This is a genomic window from Pseudomonas sp. SDO524_S393 (genome assembly GCF_054071875.1).
Genome location: NZ_JBSVVZ010000034.1, coordinates 35,899 through 50,865 on the forward strand (window position 1 = coordinate 35,899; position 14,967 = coordinate 50,865).

The window sequence follows — 14,967 nt, forward strand, 5'->3', positions numbered from 1 at the left end:
ATGATCGCTCCGATCCTGCTCGCGCTGATCGCCTTGGTCCTGCTGGTGCTGGCCGTGCGCCTGATGCGCAACGGCTTGCGCCAGGTGCAGACCGACCGTGTGATGGAGCGTCTGGGCCAGGGCCAACCCCAGGCCATGAACGACAAGGCCGTGGTGAGCAAGCTCGAGCGCATGTTTATCCGTGCCGGCCTGGGCCGGCCCACGGAGCGCCTGGGGCTGTGGCTGACGTTCTGGAGCCTGGGCGCGCTGCTGGGCTTTCTGGCGGGCGACTGGCTGGGCCTGCTGGTGATGATCGTGACCCCGCCGCTGGTGCTGCGCGGCTACATCGCCTGGCGCTACCAACGCCGCCTGCACCGCATGATCGAACAACTGCCGCAGTTGCTCGACCACGCGGTACGCAGCCTGAAGTCCGGGCGCACGCTGGCCGATGCGGTCCTCGGCGGTATCGATGCCAGCGACGATCCGCTGAAAAAATCCATGGGGCGTATCAAGCGCAATGTGTTGCTGGGGGTCAGCCTGCCGGAAGCCGCCCATGACTACGCCGAGTTTTATGAGCAGGATGAGCTGCGCCTGTTTGCCCTGGGGCTGAAGGTCAACCACCGCTACGGCGGCAATGCCAGCGAACTGCTGGAGAACCTGATCAAAATGATCCGCGAGCGCGACCAGGGCGCGCGCCAATTACGCGCCATGACCGGCGAGACCCGTGTGACGGCGGTGGTCCTGGCGTTGTTGCCGGTCAGTGTGGCCGGCTATTTTCTACTGACCAACCCCACTTACCTGGTGGGCATGTGGGCCGACAGCGGCGGCCAATTGATGTTGATCGGCGCGTTCGCCATGCAGGTCTTCGGCTGCCTGGCGCTGTGGCGCATGCTGAGGAGCGTCTGACATGGCCTTGCTGATCAGCGCCGTGCTGTTCCTCGCCGCCTTGGCGCTGCTGTTGAGCAACATTCTGGCCCAGCGGCGCCAGCAGCGCTTGGTCACTTTGCGGCTCCAGGGCGAAACTTCGCGTGAAGACAGGATCGGCCATTGGCTGCGCCAGCTGGGCAATACCCGGATCGGCCAACGCACCATCAGCCTCGACAACGAAACCCAAACCCTGCTCAACCGCATCGGCTGGAGAAAAGCCAGCCAGCGCTCGCTGTTCGCGGCTTGCCAGGTCGGTGCGCCGCTGCTGTTGCTGGCCCTGACGCTGCTGGCACAAAGCATGTTTTTCGCCGGAACCGACTCGGCCTGGTTCGCGCCTCTCCTCGGCCTGGCCGTCGGCTACCTGTTGCCCAAGCGGGTGCTGGCGTCCCTCGCCAAGCGGCGCCAGGAACAGATCGCCGTGGAGGTATCGACCTTCATTCCGCTGCTGCGCATCCTCTTCGAGTCGGGCATGGCCGTTGAACAGACCCTGCGGGTCATGGCTCAGGAAGCGCAGAAACTGCTGCCGGTGCTGACCTCGGAGCTCCAGATCGTGCTCGCACGTGTCGACTCCGGCCTGGAGCTGGGAGAGGAACTGAGCAAGGCCAGCCAGATGCTCAGTGTCGACGAGTTCAGCGACACCTGTTCGATCCTGCAACAACTGCTGCATCAGGGCGGCGGCGCGATGAAGTCATTGCAGGCGCTCAAGCAACTGCTGGACGATCGGCGCCTGACCCGCATGCAGGAATACATTTCCAAGATGTCGGCCAAAATGTCCGTGGTGATGATGGTTTTTCTGTTCCCGGCATTACTGATCGTATTGGCCGGCCCTGGCTTTATCGCCATCTCGAAGGCCATGGGGCCTTGAAAGGAGCAACGATGAAAGGACTGATCGCCGCCTGCGGCCTGTTGCTACTCAGTGGCTGCACAAACATGGGCCAGACGCCCTGGGCCGGGCTCACCGCCCCCGGCAGTTGCTCCAAGCCCGCGTCCGACCAGGAACTGTCGCTGAACCTGGCGGACGACATGGCCAATGACGGCAAGCTGCACGCCAGCCTGGCCAACCTGCAGAGCCTGTCGGACAACCTGCCCCAGGTACGTCTGCGCAAGGCCAAGGTCTACCGCCTGCTCGGGCGCAGTGAGGCCGAGCCGTTGTATCGCTCGTTGCTGGGCACCTGCCTGTCGGCGGAAGGCGAACATGGCCTGGGGCAACTGGCCGTCGCCAAGGGCAACAACAGCCAGGCCGTGGAGCACTTGCAGCGGGCAGCCAGGCTGGCACCCACCGACGAAAAGATCCGCAACGACCTGGGCGTTGTCTACCTCAATCAATTGCGTCTCGAAGAGGCGCGTTTCGAGTTCCTCACCGCCATGGAGCTCAATCAGAGCAACACGCTGGCGGCGCTCAACCTGGTGACCCTGCTGATCTATCAGGGCAACTGGGGGCAGGCCGCGCAGGTGGTCAGTACCGTGGGCTTGAAACCGGAGCAGGTCACCCAGGCCCAGGCCCGGGCGCAGCAACTCAAGACCACCACCCCCGCGAAACGCCAGGTGGCCGCCGTGGGCGAGACCGTTCAGGCGCCCGTTCAGTAAGTCTTTAGAGAGCATTCAGATGAAACTCAAACCGCTCGTTCATCTGCTGTTGGCAACGCTGCCACTGACCGCCACGGCCATCGAACCGGGGCCCTCTTCACCGCAACAAAAACACACCGAGGACTGGTTGCAACTACAGGTCAGCGGGCAAATGGCGTCCTCCAAACCGCAAAAGGCCACCCCCGCTGAACGCGAGGGGGCCCTGCAACGGTTGATCGAGAGCTACAAATACCCGATCCCTGAATACTACGATCAGAAACAGGGCGGTAATACGACAGGCGGCGGTAGCAGCAATTAGTGGGCCGTCACCCGCTGGCGTATCGCGGCATTACTGGGCGACAGCGCCAGCGCCAACTGGGTGCGGTTGTGCATATGGGTCAGGCGCAGCACCTGGGACACGTACAGCTTCACGGTGTTTTCGGTGATACCCAGTTCGCAGGCAATCTGATAGTTGGTCTGGCCCTTGCCCACCAGCCTGGCCACGTCCAATTGGCGCGGTGACAGCTGCTTGAAGATCACCGGCATCTCGATGTCGGCAGCGTCGCCCTCCGCATCGCCGGACGCTTCAGGCGCTTGAGGGCTGCTGCGTACTTTGTCGAGGTCGTGGTAAAGATCGTCAATCGACGCCGAGAGATATTGCAGCTTCTGGTTCAGGTGCCCCAGTTCAAGGTCTTTGCGGCGCTCGCGCAATGCCGCTTCCTGGCGCTTCAGGCCTTCGAGCAGCTCATCGAGATTGATCGGTTTCTGGTAGTAGTCCGCGATACCCGCGCGCAGCGCCTTGATCACGTCCTGCTTGTCCGCGCGGCCGGTCAGCATGATCGCCTCGAACGCGCGTTGCTTGCCGGCCAGGCGCTGGAGTGTCTGGACCAGTTCGATGCCGTCCATTTCCGGCATGTGCAGATCGCACAGCACCAGGCCAATATCGGCGTCTTCGCGAAAACGCTCGACCGCCTTCACGCTGGAGTGGCAAGGGATGCAGCGATACCCGCTGCTTTCGAGAAATTCACACAGCTCTTCGACGATCAGAGGCTGATCGTCGACGACGAGCACTTTCACTTCAGAGGTAAGCTTGTTCACGCGCGACTCCATGCCTGGGCAAGCCAAAGACCGACCGATCCATTCCAACCGCTCATTTTCCCTACAACCGCTCTATAAACGTAGACGCACTTTCCTACTATGTACATAGCATTAGGCTAGCTGATGACAAATGGGATCCAACACCAGGACAGGCCGAAACCGACCAGCAGGAAGGGGGCAAAAGGCTGCTTCTTTGACGCTACGGGCTCGAAATGCTGCAACACCTCTTTAACCCCTTGATTCATCAGGGGCCACACCCTGGGAGCCAGCAACAGCCAGCCCACACTGGCCAGCCCTGCCCCGACAAAGGTGCCCAATAAATAATGGCTGTCGGTGGCCAGCGCCAGCGCCGCCAACAATTTCACATCCCCCGCTCCCAAACGGCCCAGGGCATAACCGGGCAAGGTGAACAGCAGCGACAGTGCGAATGCCCACCCCCCTTCGGCGGCTGTCGCCCCCAGCCAGGTGGTACCGCTCCAGCACAGGTAAACCAAGGCCAGCAGCAAACCACCCAGGGTCAAACGGTTGGCGATCTGGCGCTGGCGCACATCCTGTACGGCGCACAGCGCCAACCACACAAACAGCACAAGGCTATGAATCACGTAAAAAACATCCCTTTTCGCCGAATGATTCTATGCTGATATCAAGTAGTGGTTGTCAGGGTAGACGCAGTCATGAAAAAGGGCCTCCCCGGAAAGCAGAAAGGTGCCGCCGCGCTGGAATTCGCGATGGTCTTCATGATCTTTTTTGCGGTTTTTTATGGGTTGGTCAGCTACAGCCTGCCGTTGCTGCTGTTGCAATCGTTCAACCAGGCCACCGCTGAAGGCGTCAGGCGCGGTGTGGCGCTGGACCCTGCGACACCCGGCTACGCCGACGCCCTCAAGGCTCGCGCCGTTGCGGCAGCCCAGGCCCAGTTGCAGTGGCTGCCGCCCGGGTTCAAATTCGTGCCCGCCTATGTCACCGCGACCTACTCCGGCACCGGCATGCTGACCGTGCAAATCAACTATCCCTCCGACAACCTCAAGAACGTGCTGCCGTTTCTCGTCCTGCCCGGCTTCGGCACCGTGCCCAACCTGCCCACCACACTCACCGCCCAAGCGAGCCTGCAATTTTGACTTCGGGGGAAAAATTCTTCGACCGCCTGCTCGGCCGACCGGCTGGCCCCCATGCATCCACGCTGATGCCCATGCATCCAGGTCTATGCGTCGAACTGGATAACCTCGGCCGGGTGCTGCAAATCCACGGAGCGCTGCGTCATCGCCTGGCAAAGACCCAGCCCTCGCAGCAGCCGGTGCCGCTGTTCGAGTACGTGTGCGCCCACAGTGCCGTCGTGATCGAAGGCACACCCAGCGATTGGCAGGGCCAAATCCTGGACCTGGACTTCACCGGGTTTGCCGGGCGCCTCCTGCAAACCCGTGGCTGGGTCCAGCCCCAGGGCGATGGCTGGTTGCTGCAACTGCTGGATATCGGCGACCTGGTCGCCCACCGACAACACGCCGAGAGCCGTGAACACAACCAACTGCTCAGCGCCCGCATCAGCGAACACCTGAGGGTGTGCAGCCTGGCGCGCCTGCCCGAGGTCTTGCACGACAACCTGCACAGCATCGCACAGCGCTGGCGGATACCCTGCGTCGCCATCGCCGTACTCGACGATCAGGACCAGGGCTGGGTGATCCAGGGCCAGTACCGCGCCCACGATGCGCCCCGGTTATGGCATGACGGGCAATCCCTGGGCACCGCACTGGACAGCCTGGGCGGCACGACGGTGCTGAAACTGACGCAAGGCCAAGGTCACAGCGAGCATCCACGCCTGCTGGGCATTTTCGGCAATGCCGAAGGTTTGCTCGTGCCCTACCGCGACGGTCATGGCGTCGCCGCCTGGCTGCTGTGCGGTTTCTATCGTGATGACGAGCCGTCCAGCGAACGGGACTGGCTGCACCTGGCCGCCGCCCTCGCCGCGCCGCTGCTCAGCCGCCTGCGCGAACAACGCCATCAACAACAGCTCGATCGCCTCGAAGCGCTGCAAGAGCTGCTGGGCACCGGTTGGTGGGAATTGCCTGTCAACAGCGAAGACATCCAATTGGCCCCGCAGTTGCTGCATCACCTGACGCCCGAGGACAGCACCCCGCGCATGCCCCTCACGGCGTGGCTGACACTATTCCATCCGGCCGATCGCGAGGAGCTCGCCAGCCGCCTGCAAGACTTGCAGACCTTGAGCAAACCCCTGTCGACCAGCGTGCGCCTGCACCGCATGGACGCGGCGCAGGACCCGATCTGGTACCGCATTCAAGGCCAGGCGCTGGGCGCTGGGAGCAGCCGACGCCTGATCGGCTTCATGCTCGACATCAGTGACATCAAGAACCAGCAGCAACAGGCCGCCGCTGCCCATGCCCGGCTGGACAACCTGATCGCCAGCTCGCCGGCGATTATCTATGTGCAACGCTATGTGGAAGGCACGCTGCAACCGCTGTTTTTCAGCGACAGCCTCACGCCGTTGCTGGGTCGGACGCTGGCCGAATGCACCCCGGCCTCGCTCATCGACTGGATCCACCCCGACGACCGCGACCTCTACTTCGAGCGCACCCGCCAATTGCTGCGCGAAGGCAGCGTGCGCAGCCGCTACCGCGTGCGCGACAAACAGGGACGCGACCACTGGCTGCTCGACGAAGCCAAGCTACTGCGCGACGACCTCGGCCTGCCGGTGGAGGCGGTCGGTCTGTGGCTGGATGTCACCGAAGCGACCCTGGCCGCCGAGCAGATCAAGCGCAGCGAAGAACGCTACCGCATCCTGGTGGAAGATTCGCCGGCCATGATCTGCCGTTATCGCCCCGACCTCACACTGACATTCGGCAACACGCCGCTGGCCAATTACCTGGAGTGCTCGCCCGAACAACTGCCGGGTCTGAATTTGGCGGAGTGGCTGTCGACCGAACAGCACCAGGCGTTCGTGCAGCGTATCCACCAGCTGACTCCGGAATTCCCGGTCAGCACCGCCGAAATCAGCCTGCAACTGCCCGGTCGCGAGCACGCCTGGTGGGTGTGGTCGGACCGTGGCGTATTCGACGAACACGGCACCCTGCTGGAAGTGCAGGCGGTGGGGCGTGACAACACCGAAGTGCGCCGTTCCCAGCAGCAACTGACCCAGAGCGCCAAGATGGCCACCCTCGGCGAAATGGCCACGGGCCTGGCCCATGAGATCAACCAGCCGCTGAACGTGATGCGCATGGCCATCGTCAATGTGCTCAAGCGCCTGAGCAACGGCGATGCGCAGGTCGACTACCTCACCGAAAAACTCCAGCGCATTGACGCCCAGGTGCAACGCGCGGCGAAAGTGATCGACCACATGCGCGTGTTTGGCCGCCGCTCGGAGATCGAACAACAACCCTTCGATCCGGCCCAGGCCGTAGAGGGCACCCTGTCGTTGCTCAGTGAAGGGCTGCGCGGCAAGGGCGTGGAGGTGCGTCTCACGCCGGCGGACTTTTCGGTGCAGGTCAAAGGCTATGTCGACCAACTCGAACAAGTGCTGATCAACCTGATGGTCAATGCCCGCGATGCGTTGCTGAGCAAACGTGAAAAGGAACCTGGGTTCCGCCCGTGGATCGCGGTGTCCACCGAGCATGACAGCCGATACGTACGCATCTGGGTCGAAGACAACGGCGGCGGCATCGATCCGCGTCTGCTGGAGCGGATCTTCGAGCCGTTCTTCACCACCAAGCCCATCGGCGTGGGCACCGGCCTGGGCTTGTCGGTGAGCTACGGAATCGTGGAAAACATGGGCGGACGCCTGAGCGTCGCCAACAGCGAACAGGGGGCAAAATTCTGCGTGGAATTGCCGGTGGTGGACGCTTAAAGCGCCAACGCCGCCTGCCCGTGGGGCCTGCAACTGAGGTTGGCGCCGACCTCGAACTGATTCAGGTTGATGCCCAGGGTCGACAGCAATCCGTTCACTAGGGGATCGACCACCGGGCTCAATACATCGCCGATGATTTTTCCCAGCGAGGCATTCAGGTCGTTCAACAGCGTACCGCTGGTTTGCAGCAACGCGCCCAGCAAATTGAAACCCGTGGGCTTGTAGACCTGGAACTGAATCCCCTGCAACGTCGACTTCAGCGAGCCCACCAGGTTGGTGGTGGACGCCGAATAGTAAAGCGGCGGCTGCTGGATTTCCGGCGGCTGATTGTAGGTATGCGCGCCCAGGGCCGTGGTGGTCGAACCCACACTGCTCTTGACGCTCAGGCCGATGCCGCCGCCGTAGAACGGCTTGCGAGTATTCTGGTCGCAAGTGGTCGGGCCCAGGCCCAGCAATGGCCGGAAGCAGGTGATGGCGCCAATGTCGACCACCGGAAGCGGCGGGATCGGATCCAGCGGCGGGCTGGACGCCAATGAGTCGATCAGGGTGGGGCTCTGGCCAATCTTGATAGTCACCACCGAGGCGTTGGATTGGGTGGTGAGGGTTTTGGTCGCATCGCTGGCGCAGGTGAAACCGGTCACATAGCTCTCGGCGGTGCCCAGCTCCACGATCAGGTCCAGGCGGGCAGCGGGCGGGTTGGACGTCGAGGACAGAAGCCGCAGGTCCGTGCGCTCGCAATAGCCGCCCAGCACACACAACAACGAGGTGATCGTGCCACCCAGGTTCAGACTCAGCAGGTTATTCAGCACATCTGAAAGCGGACCGAGCAAACCATTCAGCGCCACGTCCACCAGCGGCGAATCCAGGATCGGCAGCCCCACCGTCAAACCCAGCCGCACTTGCGCGGTGCGCACGTAAATGCGCGTGGCCGGATCGGTTTTGTTCTTGGCGTAGGTCGGATCGCCGATGGCCGACAACTGCGGCGGCTCGATCACCTTGAGCTTGAGGCTCGCGTTGATCAAACCCGGGATATTCACCGGCACTTCAGCGACCACACCGTTCTGCTTGTTGGCCAATTGCACAAAGGCTTCGGCCAGCTGGAACACATTCAACGTGGTGTTGAGCCCGGCGGACACCGCCCCGGTCTGCAATTGCAGCAGGCTGCCCAGGGTCACATCGAGGTTATTCACCAACACTTTAATGTCCGCCAGCCCCGACGCGGCCACGGTAGCGGTCCCCGAGCCACGTTGCAGCACTGTGATCGCGGCATCGAGCAGTTGGCCCAACTTGAGGTTCTTGGCCAGCAACTCGTTGTAGTTACCTGCCTGCACGCCCACGTTCAGCGCCAGCTGATTCAGGTAGCTCAACAGGTTGATATTGGTGTCGACCAGGCCTTGCCAGCCAGCCACGTCGAGGGTCAGCTTACCGCCCAACAGCTTGCCGAAGAGCAGATTCAACGCGTCCGACTTGCTCGAGTCGACCACCAACACCGTGGACTTGATCGTCAATTGCGCCTGGGGCGGCAGGATCTTCGGCGCGGCCACGGCCTTGGCGGTCAACAGCGTGGTCAGGCTGAACCCACCGCCACTGATCAGCGACCACACGCCGCCGGCGGCGCTGGTCAACACCGGGCGCGAGGCGATCACCTGAATGGCGTCGGTCTTGGTGGAGTCGGCAGAAAACACCCGCAGATTGGAAGCGGCGGTGGTCAGCACGCCGCAACGCACATCCAGCGCATTGCCCGGAGGGATGGTGAAACCGTTGCGCAGCGCGCTGGCCCCGGCATAGGCCGTCGCCGTGTTGTTGTTCGCCGCCAGGCAGTCACCATTGCGCTGCACCGCTTCCAGCGCGGCCATGTCGGCAATGCCCTGTAATTTGCGTTTTTCCAGGTAGAGCCGGCCACTGTCGATTACCAGCAACAGGAAAACCAGCGCCAGCCCCAGCGTCAACGCCGCCATCAGGCCGATCGCGCCACGCTGCCGGGAACGAAGTGGGGGAGACATCGAGCACTCCTTAGCGCTAACTCTCCGTAGTTAGCTTGGAGTGTAGTCAAGCCTTGAGAAATGCGCTGGCCAGTCGCCACAAATCCGTGTGAAAGCTCTATTGCTGGCAAGAACGCGCCCGGCGCAATGGCCCTGCTGACAGCGCTTTTCCAGCCAACGCCAATCTCCTGTGGGAGTTGTCGAGCCCCGGCGAGGCTGCGAAAGCGGTGGGTCAGGCGGCATCTGTTTTAGCAGTGCCGCCGTCTTCGCAGCGATGGCGGCAGCATGGTCAGCCGAGCGGCTGTCAAGACAGTTGCCCCCACAGAAAGCCGGGATCGCCTTAATGCGGCGGGTAGCTGGAAAGAATACGGTTGACCGTGGTGCGGATGGCTTTGTCACGGTCCTGCGGGTTCGGCGAGCTGGCCATCATCTGCTCATCGCTGCCGCGCCAGACGAGTTTGCCGTCCTTGCCGTCCAGCAGGTCGATCTGGATGGTGGCTACCTTATAGGTGATGTTGCGCGTCTCGTTGTACACCGGCGCGCCCCAGTAACCGTTCCACGGACCGCCCCAGGCGCCGCCGTAGTTGGTGGTGACTTGTTGCTGGCGGTCTTCGACGATCAGGTAGGCCTGCACGTTCAGGTCCGCTCTGCTACCGCCCGGTGCAGGGCGCAGGCCGCGTTGGTCGAGTTGCTCACCCACGGCCTGGCGGATGCGTTGTTCGGTGAGGTCACTCTTGATACGCGGGTCATCGGGGCGGTATTGCAGGGCCGGGTCTTTCCAGGCCCAGTTGCGGTAGGCGCCAAAGTCCCGGCTGGCATCGAAATCATGGTTGACCTGGCTGGTCTGGCAACCGCCCAGCAGCACGACAAAAGCGAGCGTAGCGATACGACGAAACATGGTTGATCTCCAAAGAGCGACCTGCGCTTTAAATGAGCATAGCGACTAGCTGGGAGGGTACGCCGTCATTGCCTTTTGCACCGCCTGGCGCAAAGCGTCTCCCCGTTCACTGAGGCTTCCCTGGCTGCCAGTTTCCGCGCTGGCACTCCACACCGGCTGCCCGGTGCGGGCATCGAACAGATTGACCCGGACCACCACCACCTGCACCTCATAGGTGCGCACGATCGGTACCGAGTTGTACATGCCGTAACCGTTGCCATAGCGGTTGTAGCCGCCGTAGCCATAGCCGTAATCGTCCTGGACCTGCTTGAGGCGTTTTTCCAGATGCACGTCGGCGCTGACGAACAGGTCGGGCGCACGGTTGTCATGCAGGGGGCGCAGGCCGCGCTGGTCCAGCGCGCCACTGACCGCCTCGGCGATCTGCGCCGAATCAGCCCAGGCCGTGCCCGCCGGGAGCTGGCCGTTGCGCCAGGCCCAATTGCGATAGGCACCGTAGTCACGTACCGGCGCCGGGTAGGCGCTGGCATCGAAGGTCTTCGCCGCCTGCGCAGGCGCCGGCGGCATGGGGGCCGAGGCCGCCACGTAAGGGTTGGGGCTGGAACAGGCGCCCAGGCCCAGGCACAACAGGATCAAACCGAGACGACGCATTTCGACCTCCGCAAGATTCGCCGCTTAAACCGGACGGCAAATCCAGTGCAAATAACGCCCAAGTCCGGCAAAGCTTGGGTGACGACGGTGAGCGAGCTCCATCTCCAACAGATCCTGCAAATCGGCGCGGGCCTGGAACTCCACCGGCATGTAGTCGTGGAACACCCGCACGCCACTTTGGCGTTCGACCTGCCAAAGCCCCTCTAGTTGCGCCGCCAGCTCACGCGGGTCCAGAGGTTGTTGCGGTGTGAGGCTTTGTTTCTCGCCGGCCATGTCATTCTTGCGCATCTTGCGGAAATGGCCCTTGAGCAGGTTGCGGTAGATCAGCGCATCGCGGTTGTAGAACGCCAGCGACAGCCAGCCCCCCGGCGCCGTCAATTGGTGCAACACCGGCAGGATGGCATGGGGTTCGGCCAGCCACTCCAATACGGCATGGCACAGCACCAGATCGTAAGGTTCGGTGAGCTGGCCCAGCAGGTCCTGCCAGGGCGCATGGATAAACGTGGCGGTCTGCCCGGCCTCGGCGAAACGCTGGCGCGCGCCCTCGAGCATCGGCTCGGCAGGCTCGGCCAGGGTCACCTGATGACCTTGCTCGGCCAGCCACAGCGACATGTGGCCCAGCCCCGCGCCGATATCCAGCACACGCAACGGACGTTGCGGCAACGCTTCGGTCAGGTCGGCCTGGAGCACGGCCAGGCGAATCGCGCCCTTGGCGCCGCCGTAGATCTTTTCGGCGAAACGCGTGGCCAGTTGGTCGAAGTGGCGGTCACTCATGGATGAACCGCCGCTCGCTGTCGGCCAGTTTGGCGCGCACCACTTCATTCATGTCCAGGCCCAGCTCACTGCAGAGCAACAGCAGGTACAGCACGATATCGCCGACTTCCTGGCCGGCATGGGCCAGCTTATCGGCGGGCAACTGGCGGGACTGGTCTTCGGTCAGCCACTGGAAGATTTCCACCAGCTCGGCCATTTCCACACTGGCGGCCATGGCCAGGTTTTTCGGGCTGTGGAACTGCTTCCAGTCGTTGGTATCACGGATGCGGTGCAGCCGTTCGGTGAGGTGTTCGAGGTTCATGCGGGACTCCTGAAGATGAGTAGCTTCGGGGGGATTGGGCTTGAAGGCAAGTGAATCTCCGGGTGTTCTTGAGGACGCTTTCGCGGGCAAGCCCGCTCCCACACTTGAAGGTATTCACAAATCCAAATGTGGGAGCGGGCTTGCCCGCGAAGGCGATTCAATCAACGACGCTGAACTCAAGCCTGGCCGTCTGCCCAGCCTCATCCAACACACTCAACTGATACCGCCCCAACCTTTCAAAACTGGCATTGATAAAGTCCTGATTCGCACTGTCCCCCAACGGTGCGCCATTGAGGAACCACCAGCGCCGGCCACTGCCGCCCAAGGCGGATAGCTTCAGGTGCAACGCCTGCTGGCTCGTGGCAGGCAGGCGCAGTTGATCGCCTTCGCGCACGCCGACAATCGACAAGGGCGACGACGCGGCCAGTGCTGGCGGCGGGCAATCCGGGTCCGCGGCCGGGATGCGTGCTTCGCGGCGTTCGATCCGTGGCAGCCACGGCTCCAGCGGCGCTGGCCACAGGGCAATGTTGCGGGGCTCTGCACCCGGGCAATGAGCATCCACTCGCAAGCCCTTGGCGTTAACCCACAGGTTTTCCATCAAACCCACGCTCAGCGGTTGATCCAACGCCTGCAAGGTCGGCGGAGTGGTATTGTCCAGGGTCCAGGCAAAGCGCTGGCGGCGGCAGTTGGGGTCGCTGCGGCTCATGGGCTGGCCCAGCGGCCAACAGATAGCGGCCACGCCGACGTTGGCCGGCACCGGCTTGACCGGTGCGCTGATGCCGCGCTGGCTGTCGCGATTGGTCAATACGTCGTGCACCTGCAACATCAACGGCGCCGCCGACGCCAGGCCGAACTGGCCCGGTACCGGCGTGCCGTCCGGGCGACCGATCCACACGCCGATCAGGTAGCGCGGCCCCACGCCGATCGCCCAGGCATCACGAAAGCCGTAGCTGGTGCCGGTCTTCCAGGCCAGTACCGGGCGTTGCACCAGTTCGGCACGCGGGTCACGGTCGGGCCGCGCCTGGCCACTGAGGATGCGCCGCACAATCCAGGCTGCGCCCGGTGAAAGCATGGGGCGCTCCCTGAGCGCGTCGTCCGGCTGCAACCTAAGCGTCGCGCTCTTGCCATCGCGGGCAAAGGCGCTGTAGCCACTCACCAGGTCTTCCAACCGACTCCCGGCCCCACCGAGGATCAGCGCCAGGTTCGGCTCGGCCAACGCCGGCAACGCCAAAGGCACACCGCCGATGCGCATCTGCGCCGCGAACCGCTTCGGCCCGTAGGCCTCCAGCAATTGCACCGCCGGCAGGTTGAGCGAGCTGGACAACGCTGTACTCGCCGGCACCGCGCCGGTAAAGCCCATGGAGAAATTGCCAGGCCGGTAATCGCCGTAGCGTCGCGGCACGTCCTGGAGCAGGGATTCGGAATGGATCAGCCCCTCGTCCAAGGCCATGCCGTACAGAAACGGTTTCAAGGTGGAGCCCGGCGAGCGCAGCGCGCTGATCATGTCCACATGCCCGAAGCGCCTGGCGTCGTTGATATCCACCGAGCCCAGGTAGGCGCGCACCGCCATGGTTTCTTCTTCCACCACCAGGATCGCGGCGGACGTGTGTTCCGGCAGACGCGCGCGCCAGCCCAGCAGCAAGTCTTCGAGGCGGCGTTGCAGGTTGGCGTCCAGCGTGGTGCGGATCAAGGGCGGGCTGTCGGGGCGGTTCAGGCGGCGGGCGAGCAGCGGCGCCAGGCTGGGCTCCAGCCGTGGGGCAAGCAACAGTGGCTCTTCCAGGGCTTCATCGACCGCCGCTTGTGGCCACACCTGGAACTCGGCGAGACGCCGCAGCACTTTATCGCGGGCTTCCTGCGCGCGTTGGGGGTGGCGGTCCGGACGCAGGCGGCTGGGGGCCTGGGGCAGTACGGCGAGCAAGGCGGCTTCGGCGTGGGTCAGTTGGGCCGGAGACTTGCCCAGGTACGCCCAACTGGCCGCCGCCACCCCCTGCAACGTTCCGCCGAACGGTGCACGGTTCAGGTAGAGGCTGAGAATCTCTTCTTTGGACAGGTGCCATTCCAGCTGCGCCGTGCGCCACAACTGGCGCAACTTGCCGTGAAAGGTGCGCGAGTGGGGGTCGAGCAAGCGCGCCACTTGCATCGACAGGGTGCTGCCGCCCGACACCACGCGGGCGCCTGTGAGGTTCTGCCAGGTCGCCCGCGCCAACGCCAGCGGGTTCACGCCGGGGTGCTGGTAGAACCACCGGTCTTCATAGGTGAGCAACGCGTCAAGGTAATACGGTGACACCTCGGTGGTCTGCACCGGGTAACGCCACACGCCATTGGCATCGGCAAACCGCCACAACGGCGTGCCATCCTCGGCCAGCACCACCCGCGCCAGGTCGTCCTTGGGCAGGGGCAGGGGCCAGATGCGATCCGCCAGCCACAGCAGGGCAATGATCAACACCACAATGCCCAAGGCCCAGCGCACTATGTGTAGGAGCAGGCTTGCTCCCACATTTGACCGAGTACATCCGTAAATAAAGAAACCCATGTTTAACTCTATGCTGGTAGGGAACTAGCCTGCGGCAATAACAACCAAAGGCACAGATACGCCCACCTTCTCATCAGGACACACACATGCAGGTAGAAAGCTTCTTCGAATGGTTGGGCCAGGCGCTCGGCTCCATCATCCGCTTTATCGTCGACGGGCTGAGCGGGTTGTTCGGCGCCTTGACCCATGCCGGCGGCAACTTTATCGAAGGCCTGTCCCGCACCCTGGGCATGGACACGTCCATCATCAGCATCGTTACCCTGATCATCGGACTGATGCTGCTGTACTCGGCGGTACGCGCCTTCATGCGAGCGTCGATCATCATGGGCATCATCTGGCTGATGCTGGGATTGTGGTTGCTGAGTTGGGTGGTGCACTGATAGTCCAGAAACACCGCAGTCCCCCTGTGGG

Annotated in this window: 15 protein-coding genes; 7 read left to right on the forward strand and 8 right to left on the reverse strand. The window is 63.2% G+C overall.

Going from position 1 to position 14,967, the window contains the following annotated elements; all coding sequences use genetic code 11:
* From ACW9IB_RS16470 to ACW9IB_RS16485, 4 genes are read left to right on the forward strand one after another with little or no spacing between them, the layout of a single operon-like run.
* Positions 1 to 885, forward strand: coding sequence for a type II secretion system F family protein (locus ACW9IB_RS16470; protein ID WP_457414494.1), 885 nt, complete (start codon positions 1 to 3; stop codon positions 883 to 885).
* A gap of 1 nt (position 886) precedes the next feature.
* Positions 887 to 1,771: a type II secretion system F family protein gene (locus tag ACW9IB_RS16475; RefSeq protein ID WP_457414496.1), complete on the forward strand. Its 885-nt coding sequence runs from the start codon at positions 887 to 889 to the stop codon at positions 1,769 to 1,771.
* An 11-nt stretch (positions 1,772 to 1,782) separates the two neighbouring features.
* A complete protein-coding gene (locus ACW9IB_RS16480) occupies positions 1,783 to 2,493 on the forward strand; it encodes a tetratricopeptide repeat protein (RefSeq protein WP_457368383.1) in 711 nt (236 codons plus the stop codon).
* A 19-nt stretch (positions 2,494 to 2,512) separates the two neighbouring features.
* Positions 2,513 to 2,791: a DUF3613 domain-containing protein gene (locus ACW9IB_RS16485; protein WP_457414498.1), complete on the forward strand. Its 279-nt coding sequence runs from the start codon at positions 2,513 to 2,515 to the stop codon at positions 2,789 to 2,791.
* Here ACW9IB_RS16485 and ACW9IB_RS16490 read toward each other — a convergent pair.
* Positions 2,788 to 3,570, reverse strand: a complete 783-nt coding sequence (locus ACW9IB_RS16490) for a response regulator (protein ID WP_457368385.1) — start codon at positions 3,568 to 3,570, stop codon at positions 2,788 to 2,790. The genes ACW9IB_RS16485 and ACW9IB_RS16490 overlap by 4 nt on opposite strands.
* Positions 3,571 to 3,686: 116 nt before the next feature.
* The gene (locus ACW9IB_RS16495; RefSeq protein WP_457414499.1) at positions 3,687 to 4,172 is read right to left on the reverse strand and encodes a prepilin peptidase; all 486 of its coding nucleotides are present in this window, start codon (positions 4,170 to 4,172) and stop codon (positions 3,687 to 3,689) included.
* 72 nt (positions 4,173 to 4,244) lie between these two features.
* Here ACW9IB_RS16495 and ACW9IB_RS16500 point away from each other — a divergent pair, with 72 nt between their 5' ends.
* Both ACW9IB_RS16500 and ACW9IB_RS16505 read left to right on the forward strand, forming a co-directional pair.
* Positions 4,245 to 4,685: a TadE family protein gene (locus ACW9IB_RS16500; protein ID WP_457368387.1), complete on the forward strand. Its 441-nt coding sequence runs from the start codon at positions 4,245 to 4,247 to the stop codon at positions 4,683 to 4,685.
* A complete protein-coding gene (locus ACW9IB_RS16505; protein ID WP_457414502.1) occupies positions 4,682 to 7,420 on the forward strand; it encodes a PAS domain-containing sensor histidine kinase in 2,739 nt (912 codons plus the stop codon). Before ACW9IB_RS16500 ends, ACW9IB_RS16505 begins: the two co-directional genes overlap by 4 nt.
* Here ACW9IB_RS16505 and ACW9IB_RS16510 read toward each other — a convergent pair.
* The 6 genes from ACW9IB_RS16510 to pbpC form a co-directional block, all read right to left on the reverse strand.
* Positions 7,417 to 9,423 carry a pilus assembly protein TadG-related protein gene (locus ACW9IB_RS16510; RefSeq protein ID WP_457414503.1) on the reverse strand — a complete coding sequence of 669 codons (2,007 nt, stop codon included), beginning with the start codon at positions 9,421 to 9,423 and terminating at the stop codon, positions 7,417 to 7,419. The two genes, ACW9IB_RS16505 and ACW9IB_RS16510, sit on opposite strands and share 4 nt — an antisense overlap.
* Positions 9,424 to 9,742: 319 nt before the next feature.
* Positions 9,743 to 10,300 carry a DUF4136 domain-containing protein gene (locus tag ACW9IB_RS16515; RefSeq protein ID WP_457414505.1) on the reverse strand — a complete coding sequence of 186 codons (558 nt, stop codon included), beginning with the start codon at positions 10,298 to 10,300 and terminating at the stop codon, positions 9,743 to 9,745.
* Positions 10,301 to 10,345: 45 nt separating this feature from the next.
* The gene (locus tag ACW9IB_RS16520) at positions 10,346 to 10,948 is read right to left on the reverse strand and encodes a DUF4136 domain-containing protein (protein ID WP_457368391.1); all 603 of its coding nucleotides are present in this window, start codon (positions 10,946 to 10,948) and stop codon (positions 10,346 to 10,348) included.
* Positions 10,949 to 10,972: 24 nt separating this feature from the next.
* A complete protein-coding gene (locus tag ACW9IB_RS16525; RefSeq protein ID WP_457368392.1) occupies positions 10,973 to 11,722 on the reverse strand; it encodes a methyltransferase in 750 nt (249 codons plus the stop codon).
* Complete coding sequence (locus tag ACW9IB_RS16530; RefSeq protein WP_034095697.1) at positions 11,715 to 12,023, reverse strand: MazG-like family protein; 309 nt, start codon at positions 12,021 to 12,023, stop codon at positions 11,715 to 11,717. The genes ACW9IB_RS16525 and ACW9IB_RS16530 overlap by 8 nt, the downstream gene beginning before the upstream one ends.
* A 157-nt stretch (positions 12,024 to 12,180) precedes the next feature.
* Positions 12,181 to 14,493: a peptidoglycan glycosyltransferase PbpC gene (gene pbpC, locus ACW9IB_RS16535; RefSeq protein WP_457414507.1), complete on the reverse strand. Its 2,313-nt coding sequence runs from the start codon at positions 14,491 to 14,493 to the stop codon at positions 12,181 to 12,183.
* Between the two features lie 149 nt (positions 14,494 to 14,642).
* Here pbpC and ACW9IB_RS16540 point away from each other — a divergent pair, with 149 nt between their 5' ends.
* The gene (locus ACW9IB_RS16540) at positions 14,643 to 14,936 is read left to right on the forward strand and encodes a hypothetical protein (RefSeq protein WP_457369198.1); all 294 of its coding nucleotides are present in this window, start codon (positions 14,643 to 14,645) and stop codon (positions 14,934 to 14,936) included.
* Positions 14,937 to 14,967 lie beyond the last annotated feature (31 nt).